The 18,930-nt window shown below is 63.0% G+C and carries 18 protein-coding genes; 5 read left to right on the top strand and 13 right to left on the bottom strand.

The window, feature by feature from the left end; genetic code table 11:
• Nucleotides 1-67: 67 nt before the first annotated feature.
• The gene (locus ACFRFQ_RS19140) at nt 68-1,303 is read left to right on the top strand and encodes an allantoate amidohydrolase (RefSeq protein WP_378660842.1); all 1,236 of its coding nucleotides are present in this window, start codon (nt 68-70) and stop codon (nt 1,301-1,303) included.
• 119 nt (nt 1,304-1,422) lie between these two features.
• The gene (locus ACFRFQ_RS19135) at nt 1,423-2,613 is read left to right on the top strand and encodes an NAD(P)/FAD-dependent oxidoreductase (protein ID WP_378660840.1); all 1,191 of its coding nucleotides are present in this window, start codon (nt 1,423-1,425) and stop codon (nt 2,611-2,613) included.
• 217 nt (nt 2,614-2,830) lie between these two features.
• On the opposite strand, the gene ACFRFQ_RS19130 is transcribed toward ACFRFQ_RS19135, so the two are convergent.
• From ACFRFQ_RS19130 to ACFRFQ_RS19090, 9 genes are all read right to left on the bottom strand, one after another.
• Entirely contained in the window at nt 2,831-3,343 is a 513-nt protein-coding gene (locus ACFRFQ_RS19130) for a flavin reductase family protein (protein ID WP_378660837.1), read from the bottom strand.
• A 56-nt stretch (nt 3,344-3,399) separates the two neighbouring features.
• Nucleotides 3,400-4,575 (bottom strand): acyl-CoA dehydrogenase family protein, encoded by a 1,176-nt coding sequence (locus ACFRFQ_RS19125; RefSeq protein ID WP_378660834.1) that lies wholly within the window; start codon nt 4,573-4,575, stop codon nt 3,400-3,402.
• A 96-nt stretch (nt 4,576-4,671) separates the two neighbouring features.
• Nucleotides 4,672-6,072 (bottom strand): MmgE/PrpD family protein, encoded by a 1,401-nt coding sequence (locus ACFRFQ_RS19120; RefSeq protein ID WP_378660832.1) that lies wholly within the window; start codon nt 6,070-6,072, stop codon nt 4,672-4,674.
• Nucleotides 6,069-7,289, bottom strand: coding sequence for a M20/M25/M40 family metallo-hydrolase (locus ACFRFQ_RS19115; protein ID WP_378660829.1), 1,221 nt, complete (start codon nt 7,287-7,289; stop codon nt 6,069-6,071). The genes ACFRFQ_RS19120 and ACFRFQ_RS19115 overlap by 4 nt, the downstream gene beginning before the upstream one ends.
• Nucleotides 7,282-7,968, bottom strand: coding sequence for a DUF1028 domain-containing protein (locus ACFRFQ_RS19110; RefSeq protein ID WP_378660826.1), 687 nt, complete (start codon nt 7,966-7,968; stop codon nt 7,282-7,284). Before ACFRFQ_RS19110 ends, ACFRFQ_RS19115 begins: the two co-directional genes overlap by 8 nt.
• Nucleotides 7,965-9,065, bottom strand: a complete 1,101-nt coding sequence (locus ACFRFQ_RS19105) for an ABC transporter ATP-binding protein (RefSeq protein ID WP_378660824.1) — start codon at nt 9,063-9,065, stop codon at nt 7,965-7,967. The genes ACFRFQ_RS19110 and ACFRFQ_RS19105 overlap by 4 nt, the downstream gene beginning before the upstream one ends.
• Nucleotides 9,062-9,874, bottom strand: a complete 813-nt coding sequence (locus tag ACFRFQ_RS19100; RefSeq protein WP_378660821.1) for an ABC transporter permease — start codon at nt 9,872-9,874, stop codon at nt 9,062-9,064. Before ACFRFQ_RS19100 ends, ACFRFQ_RS19105 begins: the two co-directional genes overlap by 4 nt.
• Nucleotides 9,871-10,821 carry an ABC transporter permease gene (locus ACFRFQ_RS19095; RefSeq protein WP_378660818.1) on the bottom strand — a complete coding sequence of 317 codons (951 nt, stop codon included), beginning with the start codon at nt 10,819-10,821 and terminating at the stop codon, nt 9,871-9,873. Before ACFRFQ_RS19095 ends, ACFRFQ_RS19100 begins: the two co-directional genes overlap by 4 nt.
• Nucleotides 10,821-11,873 (bottom strand): PotD/PotF family extracellular solute-binding protein, encoded by a 1,053-nt coding sequence (locus ACFRFQ_RS19090; protein ID WP_378660815.1) that lies wholly within the window; start codon nt 11,871-11,873, stop codon nt 10,821-10,823. Before ACFRFQ_RS19090 ends, ACFRFQ_RS19095 begins: the two co-directional genes overlap by 1 nt.
• Nucleotides 11,874-12,046: 173 nt before the next feature.
• Here ACFRFQ_RS19090 and ACFRFQ_RS19085 point away from each other — a divergent pair, with 173 nt between their 5' ends.
• Together ACFRFQ_RS19085 and ACFRFQ_RS19080 are read left to right on the top strand one after the other, a co-directional pair.
• Nucleotides 12,047-12,838, top strand: a complete 792-nt coding sequence (locus ACFRFQ_RS19085; protein WP_378660812.1) for an IclR family transcriptional regulator — start codon at nt 12,047-12,049, stop codon at nt 12,836-12,838.
• Entirely contained in the window at nt 12,835-13,671 is an 837-nt protein-coding gene (locus ACFRFQ_RS19080; RefSeq protein WP_378660809.1) for a nitrilase-related carbon-nitrogen hydrolase, read from the top strand. The genes ACFRFQ_RS19085 and ACFRFQ_RS19080 overlap by 4 nt, the downstream gene beginning before the upstream one ends.
• Nucleotides 13,672-13,770: 99 nt before the next feature.
• Here ACFRFQ_RS19080 and msrB read toward each other — a convergent pair whose 3' ends face one another.
• The 4 genes from msrB to ACFRFQ_RS19060 all read right to left on the bottom strand — a co-directional run bounded on the left by msrB (nt 13,771) and on the right by ACFRFQ_RS19060 (nt 17,879).
• On the bottom strand, nt 13,771-14,190 hold the full coding sequence (msrB, locus tag ACFRFQ_RS19075) for a peptide-methionine (R)-S-oxide reductase MsrB (protein ID WP_378660807.1): 420 nt from the start codon (nt 14,188-14,190) through the stop codon (nt 13,771-13,773).
• A gap of 9 nt (nt 14,191-14,199) precedes the next feature.
• Complete coding sequence (locus tag ACFRFQ_RS19070; RefSeq protein ID WP_378660804.1) at nt 14,200-15,483, bottom strand: glycosyltransferase family 87 protein; 1,284 nt, start codon at nt 15,481-15,483, stop codon at nt 14,200-14,202.
• Between the two features lie 61 nt (nt 15,484-15,544).
• Nucleotides 15,545-17,101 (bottom strand): alpha/beta fold hydrolase, encoded by a 1,557-nt coding sequence (locus ACFRFQ_RS19065; RefSeq protein ID WP_378660801.1) that lies wholly within the window; start codon nt 17,099-17,101, stop codon nt 15,545-15,547.
• Nucleotides 17,102-17,120: 19 nt separating this feature from the next.
• Complete coding sequence (locus ACFRFQ_RS19060) at nt 17,121-17,879, bottom strand: pyrimidine reductase family protein (protein ID WP_378661574.1); 759 nt, start codon at nt 17,877-17,879, stop codon at nt 17,121-17,123.
• Between the two features lie 34 nt (nt 17,880-17,913).
• On the opposite strand from ACFRFQ_RS19060, the gene zapE reads away from it, so the two are divergent.
• Nucleotides 17,914-18,930 carry a cell division protein ZapE gene (zapE, locus tag ACFRFQ_RS19055; protein WP_138868283.1) on the top strand — a complete coding sequence of 339 codons (1,017 nt, stop codon included), beginning with the start codon at nt 17,914-17,916 and terminating at the stop codon, nt 18,928-18,930.

The following is an 18,930-nucleotide window of genomic DNA, read 5'->3' as shown; positions in this document are numbered from 1 at the left end:
AATGTGAACAACATGCACACCTCCATTGCCGCACCGACAGGGTGCGGCCCGACGAAAGAATTCCCTTGTGAATACATCCACTGTCGGCCCCGCCACCGTGGTTGGCCTGATGTCCGACATAGCCGATGTCGGAAACGATCCCACCCGTGGCGGCTACAGCCGGCCCATTTACTCCGCCGCCGACATGGAACTTCGTGAGTGGTTCATTTCCGAGGCGCAACGCCGAGCGCTTGATGTCGAAACCGACCGCAACGGCATCATATGGGCCTGGTGGAACCCCGCAGCCTTGCCTCTGCACGATGCCGTAGCGACCGGTAGCCACCTCGATTCGGTCCCGGGCGGAGGCGCGTACGACGGTCCCCTTGGCGTTGCGACAGCGCTGGTCGCCATCGATCACCTTCGGGAGCGCGGGTTTGTTCCCCAGCGCCCAATCGTGCTGGCGGTGTTCCCGGAAGAGGAAGGTTCCCGCTACGGACTCGCCTGCCTTGGTTCGCAATTGCTCACCGGCGATGTCAATCCTGACCGAGTCCGGGCGCTCGTCGACTCCGACGGTGTCACGTATACCGAACTCGCCATCGCAAACGGGCACGATCCGCGCCACATCGGCCCCGACCCTGAGCGGCTCGCCGGGATCGGGGTATTCGTCGAACTCCACGTCGAGCAGGGGAGAGGCCTGACCGACCTTGGTCGGCCGGTCGCAATTGGCTCGTCGATCATCGGGCACGGCCGCTGGCGTTTGTCGTTCACCGGCCAAGGCAACCACGCCGGAACGACACTGATGACCGACCGACGTGATCCGATGATCGCCGCCGCGCACACGGTCCTTGATGTGCGACGGCTTGCGGGCAATCACCGCGGCGCCCGCGCTACCGTCGGCAAGCTCGATCCCGTCCCCGGCGGCACCAACGTCATCGCTTCGCGCGTAGATGTATGGCTCGATGTTCGCCACGACTCCGATGCCGTCGTCGCCGCGATTGTCGCCGATATTTCCGACGCGGCTCTCCGCTCCGGTGCCGAGGAGGGATGCGATGTCACCCTGACGGAGGCGTCCATTTCTCCTACCGTTTCTTTCGATCCGATACTGCGTGACCGGATCACCCGTGTTCTGCCGGAGGCGCCGATTCTGGCCACCGGTGCCGGGCATGATGCCGGAGTGCTGGCTGCATACCTACCTACCGCGATGCTGTTCGTCCGAAATCCCACCGGAATCTCGCATGCGCCAGAGGAATACGTAGAGGACGTCGATGCCGAAGCCGGTGCGGCCGCTCTCGCCGACGTCTTGCAGGACTTGGCGAACCGCTGATATCTGATGTCAGACAACAGGCTCAGCTTGCCCGTGTGCATCGCGGCCGTTGTCCACGCGGGTGTCCATCTGCATAACACCTACCCATCGAGTAAGAACCTGAGCGAAGGAAGAATCAGATGACCGAGACCACCAATTACCTGATTGTCGGAGGCGGCCTCGAGGGATTGGCAATCGCGTGGTCGCTCGCCGACCGCGGTGAGACCGACATCCTCGTAGTCGAACGTGACACAACCTGTTCCGGCATGACCGGCAAATCAAGTGGTGTCGTCCGAGCTCACTATGGAACCCCGTCGCTGGCTGCCATGTCCTGGTACAGCGTCGACGTCTTTGAACGCGCGACCGAACTGTTCAACGACGACATGGCTTTTCAGCAATGCGGATATGTTGTCGGTGTAGCGGATAACAACATCGAACCGCTTCGCAAAAATGTCGCCATGATGCAAAGCTTGGGAGTCGAAGTCGATCTGATCGACCATGACCAGATGGGTGAACTCTGGCCGAAGCTTCATCTCGACGATTTTGCCGCTTTCGCGTACGAGCCCCGCGGTGGCCGCGGTGAGGCGTACATGGCAGGTATGGCGTTCGGTGCCGCGTCCCGCCGACTCGGCGTCACGATCCGACAGTCCACTGAAGTTGCGGAACTGCTGCGCGGGGATGACGATCGAGTCTACGGTGTACGTCTTGTCAATGGCGACGAGATTCACAGTGGCACAGTGATTCTCGCGACAGGTCCATGGGCGCCTGCGCTCACCGCATCATTGGGCTTCGATCTCGACGTCAAGGCGCAGCGAGCTCAGCTGGTCCTCGTCGATCAGGGTGAACCCACACCTGTGGTGCCGGTGCTGTCCGACCTCGCCGGGCTCTCCTATGTGTGCCGCGAGCCCAATGGTGAATTGCTGGTTGGCAACTCGGATCATCAAGCCCCTCAGTACATCGACCCGGACAACTACATCAATCGCGCGGACGAGAGCACGCTCGAAAAGATTGTCATGAAGATGGGGCATCGACTTCCGGACATGCCGGACCCACGCATTACCAGCTCGTACGTCGGGGCGTACGACGTCACGCCGGACTACAACCCCATCATCGGACCGTCGCCGCTCGACGGCCTGTTCTTGGCCACCGGATTTTCCGGCCACGGATTCAAGATCTCCCCGGCAGTTGGCAAGCTCGTCGCTGATCTGGTGACAGACGGCTCGACTACTCTGCCGAATGTCGACCCCCGGGACTTCCGGTACTCCCGTTTTGCAGAGAATGACCTGCTGGTGAGTCTGAACCCGTACGAGGGCGCCGGCGAAATGCGCTGATCAAATGTAAGAGCTCGATCGGTTGCGCCTGAAACCAGAAAGATCTTCCGGCCACCACCGGCGAGGCGACGACGACGTTGGCGTTCGCTTCTCCGGTGGTGGCCACTCTTGATTCCACACCGGTAGCTTGGCCGCCGGTGTGGAACTGTGACAGAGCATTTCGCTGAATTTTCGTCAGGAAGTGCGACACGAGCTGTCAGTGAAAAGCCGGTCCGCGTCAGTCGGCTCGGGACGGCGGTCGGGGGAGAAGAGCGCGGACGCTGCCGGCAAGATGTACGAGGGGTTCACATTCGGTTTCGACGTCGACCCCGAGGACCCGGAGCAGCACGATGACATGATCTCCTCCAGGCAGCAGGCTTTGAATCTCGCACTCCAGCCACGTTCCGGCGCCCCGCACGAGTACGGCTCCGTCCGGCGTCACGACGGTCTCCAAGCCCGCGAACCGATCCCCCTCCTTCGCGCCCAGGGTGCGACACATCGCCCCCTGATGCGCCGCCAGCACACTGATGCCGAGCCGCGGTGCGTCCTGAAGATGGCGCCAGGTCCGTGAGCCGTTCATCACGCACACCGACACCAGCGGCGGATCCAACGACACTGCGGTGAAGGAACTCGCTGCCATACCGACCAGTTCGCCCTCGATTTCGGCACACACGGCGACGACCCCGGAGGGGAAGTTCGCGTATGCGGTCCGCAGAGGCATCGCGTCGTCGCCGATCGTCATTAATCTCATGGGCGTGCTCCTGTCGTCGTGATGTTCTGAAGGTGGGGGATGGCGCGTGTGAGTGGTTAAGCTTGGGCTGGGGTGAGGCCGCCGTTGCCGTTGACGGAAAACCCTTGTGCGAGTAGCGATGCACCGAGGTTGCGGGTGTAGTTGTCCACCCGGTAGTGCAGCGAGAACGCCCTGGTGTCGCGATAGAAGCGCTCGAGCGGGTAGGTCTTGAACATTGAGCGCGAGCCGCAGATATCGAGGCAGCGCCCTGTGACCTCGAGCGCGACCTGCTTGGCAGTTGTGAGGGCGTGGACTCCGCGGAACTCTCCCTCGGACGGCTGACCCGCGTCCCACACCGATGCGGCGTCGAACAGTGCGGCGCGAGCGGTCGAAAGCTTGGCTGCCAGTTCGCCCAGCTGGAACTGGATCAGCTCGCTGGTGGCCAACTGCGGACGCTCGCGTACCCATTCGAGCGTGAAGTCGAATGCTCCCCGAGCCGCGCCGAGGTGGTTGGCCGCGAACGCGAGTGTGAATGTGCGGGTGTCGTCGGTCTCCCACGCACCCGGCTCACCGAAGATTGCGTCGTCTGGCAGCACGTAGTCGGTGACCTTGACAGCCCAGCTGACGGTCGAGCGCATACCGAGCACGTCCCAGTTGTCGATCAGTTCGACCTCGGGGACATCGCGAGGCACGAGCACGGCAACCGTGCGGTGGTCGTAGCTCTCCGTTCCCGGCAGTGCCAGCCAGATGATGTAGTGCGACGCCCCCGGGCCGAGGGAGGCGAAGTGCTTGGTGCAGTTGAGCACCCACTGACCTTGATCGTTGCGGGCCAGCTGGTTGCTCGACGTTCCGACGTTGTTCTTGCCAGGTGTCGCCTCGCTACCGACCGACGCGACCAGCTCGCCTGCCTTGGCAATGGGGACGACATACTTTTCCATCTGTGCGTCGGTGGCTGCGTGCGACAGCATGCCGATGGCGTGAGAGTGGACCTGGAACAGCTGCGCGGTCGGGGCGTCGATGGCGGCCATTCGCTCGATGAGCTCGTAGTAGTCGGCGAAGCCGCCTTCGCTCCACAGGCCGGGGCCGCCCCACTTTTCGGGGAGTGTCAGTGCGAGGAGGTCTGCCTCGTGTAGTTCGGCGAAGTTTTCCGTCGGGAAGATTGCTTCGTCGTCGTAGTGGCGAGCACGGGCTCGGAAACCTGCGGTGAGGGCGTCGATGGCGGCGAGGCGTTTGGTCTGCTCGGGGGAGGTCATGGTTTCTCTTTCAGTAGTGGAATGTCGGTAGTGGAATGCGGGCAGGGTTCGTGTGTACGGGTACATGGCGATCAGGGTGTGTTGTGGTCCCTCATTTCAGTCCCTCATTTCAACGGGGTAGGTCAGAGGGCACATCGGATCGACGGCCACCAGATCTCGGGTTGCGGCGGGCAGCGGTTCGCCGTCGAAGCTGAACCAGCGCTCGTCGGGGATCGTGGGGAATTTGTTTCGCACCACGGATTCCCAATGCGGGTCGTCGGCGTTTCCGGCCGCTGAACAAAGCCCGCTCTCCACCACACGGCCATCGGCCAGCGTTACAGTGAGAGAGCTGTGTCGGACTGAGGGGAACCCGGCTTCGAGGTCAGGATCGACGACGATCTCGACGACGCGGGCCGTCCGTGCGATCGCCGGATCTCCGAGGTCGCGGGTGATTGCCTCGAGACCGAAGCCGCCCGTGGTCAGGTAGGCGGCCAGTGGCCAGACCAGGTTGAACTGGGCTTCTTCGCTGGTGGAGGGCACCATTCGGGCCAAGTCGGCAGCAGCTTGGAAGGTACGCACCTGGACGTGTGTCACTTCGGCAGGGTCGAGCCGCTCGCGTCCTAGCTGGTGCAGGATCCGCTCGGCGCCGGCCAGCACGGGGTGCACCCAGCGGCAGCAGGGAAACGGTTTGACGTACGTATCCAGCAGCTGCCATTGGCTGCCGAGATCGGCGACTTCGTTGCGCAAGCGGTCGGCGACGAATTCCGAGCGATGGGCAGTGAAGCCGGCTGCAGCGAGTTGGGCGCTGGTGACACCGACGTGCGCTCCCCATCCCATAGCGTCCTTGGCCATGGTGGGCTCGGCTACCGCCCGCATGATCAGATCGACCGGAGCGTGGTACTCAGCCAATCCGATTGCTGCGTCCACTTGCTCCGGCGCCAATTTCAGAAGTCGGGCGCTTGCGGCTGCGGCGCCGACGGCACCCCAGGTGCCGCTGCTGTGAAAGAGCGGCCAACGATTGTGCTGCGCGATCGCTGCTCGGAGGCCGATCTCATATCCGATCACAATCGAGAGGAGGAATTCCTCATGACTGGCACCGGTCGATTCGGCCATCGCGAGCGCGGCCGGGATGATCACCGCTCCGGGATGGCCCTTGGCGAGAGAATGTCCGTCGTCGTAGTCGACCGCGTTCATCAACGTCCCGTTGGCGAGCGCTGAGCCAGGTGCCGAGGCTCGGCGTCCGTTGAGCAGACATGTGGACTCGTCGCCGCTCATGGTCGTCGAGACGTAGTCGGTGACGATGCGCGGCGAGCGTAGACGGGTGCCGGCGCGTGCTGCAACGGAGGCATCGAGGCACAGCATCCCCAGCCGTCGCCGCACCACGGGTGGCACTTGCTGCCAGGTAAGTCCGACGACGAACTCCAGAACATCACTTACATCACCACGAGTTGTTTCATGAGCAACTTGAGTCGTCATATTTGCAACACCGAAAATATGCGTTGCCGGTTCGTGTCTCATGCGTGGTCCTCCTGGTTCGGCAGGTTCTTGGCGAGTTGCGCCGCATGGCCTATGAGCGCTGCGAGCAGGGCCGTGCGCGGAACAACTGAATCGCGCACCACTGTCTCGGCGCGACTGCACTGGTCGAACGCCGTCGGGCCCAGTCCATCCAGTGCGAGGGGTGCCCACTGCGCGATGAGGCTGGCGTCCGAACCGCCCATCTCGTCGATTCGGCGCAGTGCCAGTCCAGCCGCGGACGCGAGGTTCTCTGCGAGTGCGTAGACGGGGGCGGTGGTGGCAGGGGACAGCGCGGGTCTCGTGATGCCTCCCGAGATTTCGACGGTGATGCCCTCACCGGCGCATGACTCGGCAAGGCTGCGAACGTCGGCGACCAGTGCTCGGCCCGCTGCGTCGTCTGGAGCCCGCAGGTCCAGATGGAGTTCTGCATGATCGGGTACGACCTGCCGCGCTGTGCCGCTGCGCAGGATGCCGACGCTGCAGATTGTGCGACGGTCACGGTTCGTGAGCGATTCGAGTCTTTCGACGAGGGGCGCCAACGCACGGAGTGCACTCTCTCCGGTGACGTCGGTGGAGTGTGCTGTACGACCGTGGGCGGTAATGATCATGGCCCCGACCGCGCCGCGGGAGACGATTACGCCACCGTCGCTCAGGCCGGCCTCGAGCGCGAGGCATACGTCCGTGCGCCGCCCGAGGTCCGCCAACCAGCTTCGGCTATCGACACTGCCGAGTTCCTCGTCAGGTACGAGCGCGTAGGTGATCGTGGCGATGCCCGGCGCCGACGTTTCCAGGGCCGCTTCGATCGCATGGACGGCCATCGCGAGGGCACACTTCATGTCGCCGAGTCCGGGCCCGGACATGATCGGAGCGTCCGTCACGATTGGCCAATCGTTTGTTGTCGCAGCGGGCCAGACCGTGTCTGCATGGCCAAGTACGAGGAGTCGCAGCCCTGGTCGGCCGAGCTCGAGGGTGGCCTCGAATGCCTTGCCTCGATCGGGTGCAATCGTGTGCCAACGCGTGGTGAAACCCAGTGCCACAAGCTGTTCCGCGACGATTTCGCTCACCGTGTCGACTCCAGCAGGCAGGAATGATCCGCTCTCAACCGCTGTGAGCCGCTGGGCGAGATCGAGAATGTCGGGCAGTCGCGGCTCGAGCAACACGGTGAACTCGGCGACTGACGCGGGAACCGCCGAAGGCGCGAACGGCATGACTTCAGACATCGGCACCCTCCGCGCCGGGGGCTACGCCACGCGCAGCTTCTGGGTCGAGAGCTCGGCTGACGTACTCGCTCGCCGCCGGTCCGTACAGCTGCCACAGGCGGCGGAGCTCGCGCAGGGGCTTCGGGTGTTCGTCCACTCGTAGGTCGACGAGGGGAAACGTTTCGCAGCCGTGCACACGCAGGCACGCGGATCGAAGCGGGTCCGGCTCTCCGCCGGCCACGAGTCCTGCCTCGAGCGCACTGACCAGGCGCTCGCCCAGATCCAAAGCCGGATTGGCTTGGAAGGCCGCACTCGCAGCCTGTCCGACCGCGTCACCGACCAGAATGTTTCCGACGACCACATGGTCGGCGGCGGGCACGACGGAGACTCCGGTCGGGTCGACATGTGCACCGGTCCAGCCGACACCGGGCCCGGTGGTGCCTATGGCTGCGAGTTGGCGCCAGTCGGCGTGGATGCTCGAGTGACGAACCCCGTCGACAGCTTCTGCAGCGCTCGCTCCGAGCGTCATCAGGTCGAGCATCCGCGGTCCGAGGCGGGGATCGGTGCGGTGTTGGGTGACGACGGCGCCGACTCCGCTGCGCAGCCACGGCACCCGAGCGCCGACGGCGACATCGGAGGTGCTGGTGGCCACACCGAGTTGACCGGTTCGCTCACACCGCGCAACGATGGAATAGGTCATCGGGTCACCGCCCACATGTTGACGCTTCGCCACGAAACTCGGCAGGGAGCTCCAACCATGACGCTGGCGGGCAGGGTGCGGCTGGCCAGGTCTGCGGTGATCACTTGGCGGTTGGCCAGTTCGACGCGCACGGAGGTACGCGCTCCGAGAAAAGCGATGTCCCGCGCGATGCCTTCGGCGCGGAAATCGGCGTCGTCATCGGACTGGAGACCGACCATTTCGGGGCGAAGGATCAGCGTTACATTCTTGTCGGCCGGGACCTCGCCGACGCCGGCGACGCGCCCTTCACCCACGCCAGGGATGATCACGTCGTACGAGCCCAGTCCGCTACCGGTGACGACGGCATCCAGGCTGTTCGACGCGCCCACGAATCCGGCAGCGAATCGAGTGGTGGGTTGGTGATAGACATCGGTAGGTGTGGCGACCTGCACGAGGTCGCCGTTGTGCATGAGGCCGACCCGGTCGGACATCGCGAACGCTTCCTCCTGATCGTGGGTGACGTAGACGAAGGTGATTCCCAATTCGTGCTGCACGGACTTGAGCAGCACCTGCATCTGGCGGCGCATGCGCAGATCCAGTGCGCCCAGCGGTTCGTCGAGCAGAAGCACCCGCGGTCCCAGGACGAGGGATCGCGCCAGCGCGACACGCTGCTGCATCCCGCCGCTGAGTTGGCGTGGGCGGTGATCCTCCTTGCCTCCCAGCTCGACCAGATCGAGGAACCGGGTGACCTTCTCCTTGATGGACTGCTTGCTCTCCTTGCGTTCGCGAAGTCCGAAGGCAACATTCTCGAAAACGCTCAAGTGCGGGAAGAGCGCGTAATTCTGGAAGACGGTGTGCACCGGTCGCTTGTGTGGTGCCACTCCCTGGATCTCCGCGTCGTCAACGAGGATGCGCCCGGCAGTGGACTGCTCGAGACCGGCGATCATTCGCAGCGTCGTGGTCTTGCCACAGCCGCTAGGTCCGAGTAGCGAGAAGAACTCACCTCCTTTGATATCGAGGTTGATGCCTTTGACGACTTGATGGTCGCCGAAGGCACAGGTGAGGTCCTCGAGCCTGAGTGAGGCGGGGCTGTGGTCCCGGTCGGCGGTGGTTGTCATGAGATTTCTTCTTCCGAGGTGACGCGACGTGTCTGCTTGGTCGGCCAGAACGAGGCCAACGCGACCAGAGACATCAGTACGAGCGAGACGAACATGAAGGCGACGGCTATCGCGTTGACTTCCGGCGACGTTCCGTGACGGGAGAGGCTGAGAATGAGCACCGGCAGAGTCTCGGTCTCCGGTCCGGCCAGGAAGACCGTGCTGACCACGTCGTCGAACGAAAACGTGAAGGAGAGCAGCGACGCTATGACAACGGCGGGCATCATCATTGGCCACAGCACTCGTAGGAATACCCGGTACGGTGGCGCGCCCAGGTCGGCGGCGGCCTCGTCGTATGTTCCGGTCAACGTCGCGAAACGAGACTGGAGCACCAGCGTCGCGTAGGCCGAGCAGAACACGATGTGTCCGGCGACGACCGACCAGGTGCCGGTGGTCAGTCCCAAGCGTTGGATAACGACGAGGATGCCTGCGGCGATGACAACTTCCGGAATCATCAACCGTGCGTAGGTGAGAGTCTGCAACACCGCACCGGTTCGCTTGGGCAGGCGGGATACAGCCATGACGGCAGCCAGCGACAGAGTCACAGCGACGACCGTGGAGAGCAGTGCAATCAGACAACTCGTCAGAAAGTCTTGGCGGACCCGTTCGTCGGCGAATGCCCCGGTGATCCACCGGAGAGTCCCTCCACCCCAACCAATGAGGTTTTCGTTTGCGTTGAACGCGTTGACGATCACCATCCCGATAGGCAGATAGAGGAACGCGAGGACGAGACCGGTGACGATCGCTGCCGGGCTGATCCGACGCTTCATGTGATGTCTCCCAGACGGTCGAGTCGCTTGCGCGAGGCGAAGAGCACGGCGAGCATGACGACCATCAATGTGGTTGCGATTGCTGCGCCGAACGGATAATTGCCGGTAGAGAGGAATTGGTCGGCTTCGACGTTGCCGATCATGAGGGTCTTCGAGCCGCCTAGGATTGCGGGGATCGTGTACTCCCCGGTTGCCGGGATGCCGACCAGGAGTACACCAGCGATGCTGCCGGGCATCGCGAGTTTCACGGTGATCTTCCAGAAGGTCCGTCGTCGGCTCAACCCCATGTCGGCGGCTGCCTCCGCCAAGCCCGGATCGATGCGATCCAGTGCCATGAACATCGGCAGGATCATCAGTGGTAGGTACCCGGCGACCATGCCGATACCGATTGCGAGCGGCGAGTATCCGAGCTGAGTTCCATCCGGGACGATCCCTAGAAGCGCGGCGAGTTTCGAGACGGCGCCGCTAGGTGAGAGCAATTCGAGCCACGCGTAGGTGCGTACAACGAAGCTGATCCAGTACGGCACGATCACAGCGACGAGGAGCAGTGCCTTGAGCTTACCCTTGGCGCGCGAGATCGTAAGCGCGACAGGGAATCCGAGAAGAACGCAGACTGTGGTCATAAGGATCGTCATGCCCAGTGAGCGCACCACTGCCCCGGCGTATGTGCTACTGAACAGCTCGCTGTAGTTCTGGAGCGTGAAGCCCGGCTGCACCTCGAATGTGAGCAGGTCGAACTTGGAGACGCTGTAGACCACGAGAACTACCAGCGGGACGACGAAAAAGACCATGACGTAGACCGTCATCGGTGTCGCGAGCAGGATTCCGGACCAGCTGCGAGCTCGCCGCAGTGCGTTGCTCCGACGATGAAGCCGCGACGTGGCTGGGGTGCCCTCGGCCGGGTCTGTCGATTCGCCAGGCGGGGCGACGAGTTGATCCTGGGTCATCAGTTTGCCTTGATCCGGTTCCACATCTTGGCCCGCACTTCGGTGTTCTCAGCGGAAAGGAACTTTTCTGCCACGAATGGCGAGTTCGGGTTCGGTTGGAGCGCAGGGTTTTCCAGGATTCCTGGCTTGATGTACTGCTCGGCTGCCGGCATGAGATATGAGGCGCCGGTGTTGTTGATGAACCCGCCGTACGTCTGCGGCTCGAGGCGGAAATTGAGGAATTCGAGAGCTTCGTCGAGGTGCTTGCTTCCGGGTAAGAGAGCTACGCCTTCGATGTAGCCCGGAGTGCCTTCCGTTGGCGAAACCCAGCCCAACGAATCGTTGTCGGCACCCGCGTACGCGTAGTCAGGGGCGACGGCGATGAGCGCCGAGCCGTCGATGATTGCCTTCGCCTGTCCCTTTTGCTGGAATGCGAGAAGATGCGGCTTGATTACCTTGATTTTCTCTTCGGCTTCGGCGAGCTGACCGCTGTCGGTGGTGTTGATGTCGTAGCCGAGCGCCAGGAGGGCGATGGACACAACGTCGAGGTCGTAATCCGGAAGCACGATCTTGCCCGTCCACTGCTCGGCGTTGTCGAAGAGTTCCTTCCATGACGTCGGAGGATTAGGCACCTTCGCCTTGTCGAAGATGATTCCTGCTTTGCCGAGATCCGTAGGAATTCCCCACGGAAATTGGTCGCGGTACTCCTGCGGTATGTTCGCCAGGTTCGGGACCGTCGCGGGATCGAAGTCGGCCAGCAGATTTCCGGCCTCCAGGCGAGCCGCCGTGGCGTTGCCGACCGCGACTAGATCGTAGGCACCTTTGTCCTTGGCCAGTTGTGCCGCCAGCGCTGACGAGCCGCCGTCTGGCAGTGCAAACTGCTCGATTTTGATCCCTGGATGAGCATTCTCGAAGTCCGCGATCTCCGTCTCGCCGACCCAGTCTCCGTAGTTGAGGAACTTCAAGGACACTGTGTCGGTGTCCGCTGTCCCTTCGCCGCATGCCGTGAGCGCGACCCCGAGCGCCACACATGCGGTGGCCGCAGAAAGTATTCGCCAGGTCTTCCGACGCATGAGCCCTCTTCTCAAATTGGCTATATGGCAACTCCAGTTGCCGTATGGACACGTTGAATACTTTCGTGACGATATGCCTGGCCCGTGTCGCGGTCGTTACAACTCTGTTTCCAATGTTGCCAAATGGGCATCTGCTGTTGCGTTATATGCAACTGATAGCGGAAGCTTGCGTCATGCCACCCACACGCGACACCAGTATTCGGCGAGGCCTGGAGGTCCTGCTCGTCCTTCAAACCAGCCGCGCCCGCGAGAAAGGGGGGCTGGGCGTGACAGAGATTGCCGAGATTCTCGACATGGACAAGAGTCAGATCTCACGCAGTCTGAAGGTTCTCACCGAGTACGGCATGGTCGATCGGGATCCCAAGACACGCGCCTTCCGGTTGGGTTGGCGCATCTTCAACATGGCGCAGGTGAGTGGAGACCAGCGTCTATTGGAATGTGCGGGAGAGGTTCTCGACGATTTGGTTGTTCGACTGGACGAGTCTGTGTACCTTTCCGTGCTCTCGGGATTCGAGGCTCTCTCCGTGGCCGAACGGACTGCCAACCACTCGATTCAGGCGATGCCCGCACAGTGGTCGCTGTACTCGACGTCGGTTGGCCGCGTGCTGCTCACCGACAGAACTTCCGCCGAGATCCGCGCGATGTACGACGGACAGACACTGCGCACCGCGCGCGAAGGCGGCGTCAGGACTATCGACGATCTCGTCGAGACCGTGTCCCGAGTTCGTGACGAGGGGCACGCAATCGTCGTGGACGAGTTCGAGGTCGGATTAGCGGCGGTTGGCGTACCGGTGCGTGACTACCGGGGGGTGCTCATCGCCTCTCTGGGAGTCTCGGGGCCGACGTTCAGGCTTGAGCCGAAGATCGACCAGGCCGTGACCGACCTGAAGCACGCCGCGCAGCAACTCGAGGACCTCCTGGCCCTCCGCAACGGCGAGCGCTTCCCCCTTCGGTGGGACGCATGACGGCGCCGGCGCACGTAGCGGTCGTGCAGGTGGCACCTCGATTGCTCGATCTTGACGCCAATGTCAAGCTCACCGTCAGCGCGGTCGAGACTGCACGCGAGCGAGGGGCCGACATCATCGTCCTTCCCGAACTGTCCCTCAGTGGCTATATGTTCGAGACCATCGACGAGGTTCGCTCGTGCGCCGTCACTGCGACGCATCCGGTGTTTGCGAGATGGGCGCAAGCGCTCGCGGGCTCACCGGGTTTGGTTGTGGGCGGCTTCGTAGAGAGATCGGGTGCCGACCTACATATCAGTGCGGCCCTGGTCAGTGCGGCGGGAGTTCAGGCCGTTTACCGGAAGACCCATCTGTGGAACCGGGAGAAGCGATTCTTCACCGCAGGTGTCGACGCACCTCCGATCGTCGACACCTGTTTCGGTCGAGTGGGCGTGTTGATTTGCTACGACCTGGAGTTCCCGGAGATGGCCAGGAGCCTTGCGATACGAGGTGCCGATTTGATTGCAGTGCCAACCAACTGGGCGCTGGACGCTCGCCCATACGGTGACGAACCACCACAGGTAATGCTGGCTCGCGCGGCCGCGCGGACCAACCACGTCTATGTCGCTTGCGCCGACCGATCCGGCCGGGAGCGAGGACAGGAATTCACCGGAGGCTCTGCCGTCATCGACACGGCTGGGTGGGTACTCGAAAGGCCTGATGCCCAGGGGTTCGCGATCGCTCCGCTGTCGTTGTCGACGGCGCGAGAGAGGCAGATCTCGAGGGTGAACCACGTCTTCGACGATCGCCGTCCGGAGTTGTACACCGGGGTATTCGAGGCTCTCGGCACAGTGTGAGTTCCGGGCCGGAATGCACACAAGCCTCCGTCGGGCGGCTGATCCGGCCGCGCAAGGGAGACTTGTGTGCACTTTTACCCGTCTGAGCGACCCAGAGGTCTACTTCGCGGGATGTAGCACCAGCGAAATCGAGTTGATGCAGTACCGCTGATCCGTTGGCGTGGGGTAGCCCTCGCCTTCGAAGACGTGGCCGAGGTGGCTGTGGCACTTCTTGCAGATAACCTCGACGCGGCGCATTCCGAGGCTCACGTCTTCCTTCAGGATGACGGCGTCGGAGTTTGCGGGATCGAAGAACGACGGCCACCCGCAATGCGATTCGAACTTCTCCGTGCTGCGGAAAAGTTCGGCGCCGCACGCGCGGCAGGAGTACACACCTTCGGTGGTGGTGTCGGTGTATTCGCCCACGCCGGGGCGTTCGGTGCCGGCTTGACGCAGGACCGCGTACTCGGCCGGAGTCAGTTTTTCGCGCCACTGCTCGTCGGTGAAGGTGACTTCGGGGGTGTTCTCTGTAGAACTCATGCGTACACGCTAATCCTTTACTGCAGGTTCGGCTTTGTGTGCAGGTGGAGCGGCATCCACAGGCGGATCGAGCAGATAGACGGGATCGATTCCGCGGTCGAGACGGCCTTCGCGTCGGGCAACGAGATACCGGTATCCGAGCACACAGAAGATCACGATCAGCAGCAGGCTCCACCCGAGAGTGCTCTTCATGTACTCCGCTGCTCGGCCGAAGGCGGGCCAGCGGAATGACCACCAGTCGTCGAATGTCATGCAGCCGTACACGGCAAGCCAGGCCGGCCAGTTCCGCATGACGGAGTTCTTGAGAATCACCGACATCAAGAGCGGGAACAGCATCATCGAGTAGTACATCTGGCCGAGCGACGGCAGCAGGAATGACGCGGTCATGATGACACCGGTTGTAGTGGTGAGGAAGAACAGATCGTCGTTGCGGTAGTACCGGTAGAGCAGCCACAGAGAGACCAGAACCATGACGGCGAACACCGCGCGCAGGGCGAAGACCAACCACTCGGGAAGCCCGAAGTAGGCGCCGTTGCCGACTATCGAGCTGTTGAAATAGTCGCGCGATTCCAGCAGATACGGCACGGTGCGTTCGACAAATGCCATCGGGTCCGCGGACAGCGGTACCGCGACAACGGTGAGGATGAACGGAATACCGAGTGCCGTGACAAAGACCTTCCACTGACCACGAACCAAGGGAAGCAGCAGCAGCGGAGCAAGAGTGGGTTTGACGGCGAGGGTGATGCCGATCGACGCGCCTGCCCACAGATCCTTGCGGCGCATCAGGAGGAGCAGGAACGCCATCTCGCTGAGTAGCACGATGCCGTTGATGTTGGTGAACACCAGAGTGTTGGTGACGGTCTCCGACGAGAACGCGGCCAGCACGAGAATTGGCGCGGCGATGGAGCTGATTGTCAGGTCGAACAGACGCAGCAGCAGATAGAGCGCGACCAGGATTGCAATCGCGTTGGCGCCGATGAACAGCCAGCGCGAGCGCTCGGGGTCGAGGATGGCCAGCGGTGCCATCAGCAAGGATCCCGATGGGGGATACAGGTAGTGCGGATCTACGGAGTTGAAGTCCGCGGTGTAGACCTCGCGGCCGTTCCAGAATGCCAGCGCGGCGTTGTAGACCGGCCGGAAATCATCGGTGATCGACCCGTTGACGGCTTTGACGACAACGCGATTGATCACGGTCATCACGGCGATCGGCCACAAAACGTAGTTGACGACTTGTTGGGTTGTCCGCCCGGTGCGAGGCTCGATTTGTCTAAGGAACACTTCGGAACGGTACACCGAGACACGAACAGATCTGGGGATGCACCCTGGATTGGCGGGTGAGCACCGTCATATTCGGCTAGGCAGGGCACACATTGCCGTTGGCGGGCAGGCTCTGATTGCCCAGGTAGGACACCGCGGCCTGTTGGACGCAGGCAGATTGCATCGCAGGGTGTCCGGCGCCTTGCCAATCGAGGCTGGCAAATCGGGCGCCGGCGTTGGTGACAACTCCGGTGACGGTGGCCAGTCCGCTGTTGCCGACGGCAGGGTCGGCCTGACCGCTGAGCACGAGAACAGTCGGTTTCAACGCGGTGGGCAGGGGCGTCGGGGTAGTAGTCGGCCAACTCGCACACGCCGACAATCCGAGCGCGGCTTCGTTCCCGAACACGGGGTAGGACTTACTCCACGTTTCTTGGAGTTCGCGGATGCGGCCCACTCCCGGCCACTGAACGCCGTCGGTGCAGCGTCCGACGAACTGACCGTCACTGGTGATGGTCTTCTCCGCGGCTGCGGCACGCTCGCGCATGGGCACGGGGTTTCCGGTTCCGAGCGCACTGAGGGCGTCGGCAAGGGACGTTGTGTCCAATTGACGATTCTGGCTCGCGATGGCGAGACTTGCCGAGATTGCGCGGGCGATCGATGCCGCGGACAGGGGGCGGAACTCACCGGCTCGCGCCCGTTCCATCAGTGCAACGACGGCGGCGTGAGGGTCGGGGCCGAGCGAGCAGGACAGCGCTGCACAGCGAGTGGCAAACGCCGTCAATGCGGCTTCCTGGCCCTGGACTCGGCTTTCTTCCTCGGTGGTGGCGTCAGTCGCGATCGGTGCCGGCGAGTCGAGGATCAACCGAGCCAGATTGTCGGGATATGTTGCGGCGTAACTCAATCCGATGTCAGAGCCGGAGCCGGCAGCCCACAGTGCGATCGTGTCGACGCCCCATCGCGTGCGGAGCGCGTTGATGTCGTCGGCTGCAGCGTCGGCTCCGAATTCGAGTTCTTGTGGATCGAGGTAGTCCGTGCAGGAGATCGTCGCGTCGTGCCCGAGTGCGGCGACGGCGTCGGCTGCGTCTCCGCTGGAACTCGGTTCGAACTGGCCGAGATCAGCGAGTCCACGCCGAGTATCGGGCTCCATGCATTCGATGGGAGTCGAGCGGTCGATACCGCGGCGGTCGAGAGCCACAACGGGGTGCGCTGCGAGGACGGCGGTCAGTCCGGTTGCGGACAGCGTCGCCAGGGTGCTTCCCGACGAGCGATCGGTCCCGGAGGTGAAGACGATCGGGTAGGCGTCAGCGGGAGTCGACGAGGTTCGGGCCCTGGTCGCCGCGGCGGTGAATGTTCCGTCGATGCGGCCGCTGGTGTCGATGGGTGCGCTGAATTCGGCGCATTCGATGATGACGCCCGTGCTGGTTGCAGCCAAAGCGGCGTCGGCAAGCGATGTCCCGCTGCAGTCGCGCCACGGGAGGTCACTGGTCGGGACGGCCGGAGCGGGAACCGGGGGAGTCGTCGTCGCTGATGTGTCGGAACTCCCGGGGGTTCCACCGCTATGACCTTCGACGGCGACGTCCGGGCGGATGGAGGGCCCTGCGCCACAGGCACAACACGTCGCCAGGACAAGTGCAATCAAAGCCGCTCTGCGCATGCCGACCAGAGTGCCAGGTTCAGTGCCGGGGACGTTGACGAACCCACCGGGACAGCACTGTGCCGTCGGAGTCCGTGAGGATATGTGCAGGCGTCATCGGGGTGGGAAGGGACTGCGCGGAGAGGGAAATCCGTCCCGCATTGCCGCCGACCAGTTGCGGAGACGTGGTGACGCACAGTTCGTCGACGGCGCCATCCGTGATCAATTGGCCGAAAAGTGATGGTCCGCCCTCACACAGGATCCGGCACAACTTCAGCTCGGCAACGGTGTTCTCGATATCCACGCTGCGCACTGCCGCACCGACGCTGCGGTGAACGTCGGCGCCGGCAGCGCTCAACTTCGAGACGGCAGCGGCGTCGGCGTCGGCGCCGACCAGCAGAATCGGTGGGACTTCGGCGTCCCGGAACAATCGGCTTTCGGGGTCGATCGACGCGCGCGACGAGACAACCAAGATCGGGGGCACCGGCGCGAGCCCCGACGCGACCCGGCGCGCCCGAGCGTCGTCGTTCATCACCGCGCCGCCGTAGTTCTCGGCCCGAGCTGTTCCGGCTCCGACGACAACCACGTCGCACAGCTCGCGCAGCGTGTCGAACACGGTCTTGTCCGCCGGGGTGCCCAGGCCGCCGCTGAGTCCGCTGACGGAGACGGCACCGTCGATGCTGGACACGAAGTTCACCCGTATCCAGGGATGCTGCACGTTTTCCGGATATGGATAGAGCTCGCGGAGCCGCTGCGGCTGATCCGGTGTGAAGTAGGTCGCAAAATCCAGATGGTGCATATGAGTGATCACACCACGTAGATACCCTTGATGGATGCCTCAACGTCTTGTCGATCGCAGCCCGGTGGTACCCGCCGATCAATTGGTCGCTCAAATGGTTCCACCCGCAATGTTCGACGACGTGAGCTTTGCGTCCTACATCCCGGATCCCAACGAGCCGAGTCAGGCAGCTGCTGTTGCCAAGACCGAGGAATTCTCGAAGCGCGTAGCCAAGATCCGGGCCGGCGGTCGTCGTGGATTGTTCGGCAAGAAGACTCAGGCCACTGGCGCTGGTCTGTACCTCGACGGCGGTTTCGGTGTCGGTAAGACCCACCTTCTGGCGTCGATTTTCCACAGCGTTCCCTCGCCCAAGGCCTTCGGCACGTTCGTCGAATTGACGCACGTCGTCGGCGCACTCGGCTTCAACAAGGCCGTCGAGGCATTTTCGGAGCACAGCGTTCTGTGCATCGACGAATTCGAGCTCGATGATCCGGGCGACACCATGCTTGTGTCTCGTCTGTTGTCCGAGCTGTCGACGCGCGGTGTGTCCATCGTCGCGACGTCCAACACACTTCCGGGCCAGCTCGGTGAGGGCCGCTTTGCTGCGCAGGACTTCATGCGCGAGATCAAGAAGCTCGGTTCGATCTTCGAGACCATTCGCGTCGACGGTCCCGACTACCGTCACCGCGATCTGCCGCCGGCTCCCGAGCCGATTTCTTCGGAAGAGCTGATTGCTCGCGCCGAGTCCGTCGACGGCGCAACGCTCGACAACTTCGACGAGCTGTGCAAGCACCTCAGCACGCTGCACCCGTCGCGTTACAACAAGCTGGTCGAGGGTGTTCGTGCTGTGTACATCGACGGCGTCCACCCCGCGACGGACCAGTCTGTTGCGCTTCGGTTCGTGGTTCTCGCCGACCGCCTGTACGACGCGAGCATTCCGGTGACGGTGTCCGGCGCTCGCCTGGACGAGATCTTCACCCCCGAGATGCTGGCCGGCGGTTACAAGAAGAAGTACCTCCGTGCTATGTCGCGTCTGCTTGCGTTGTCTCGCTTCGAGGTTGCCGCAAGCTAG

The sequence above is a fragment of the Rhodococcus sp. NPDC056743 genome (assembly GCF_042790355.1).
GTDB lineage: Bacteria > Actinomycetota > Actinomycetes > Mycobacteriales > Mycobacteriaceae > Rhodococcus_F.
The sequence above is the reverse complement of the archived record's forward strand: the minus strand, read 5'-3'. Positions and strand labels throughout refer to the sequence as shown.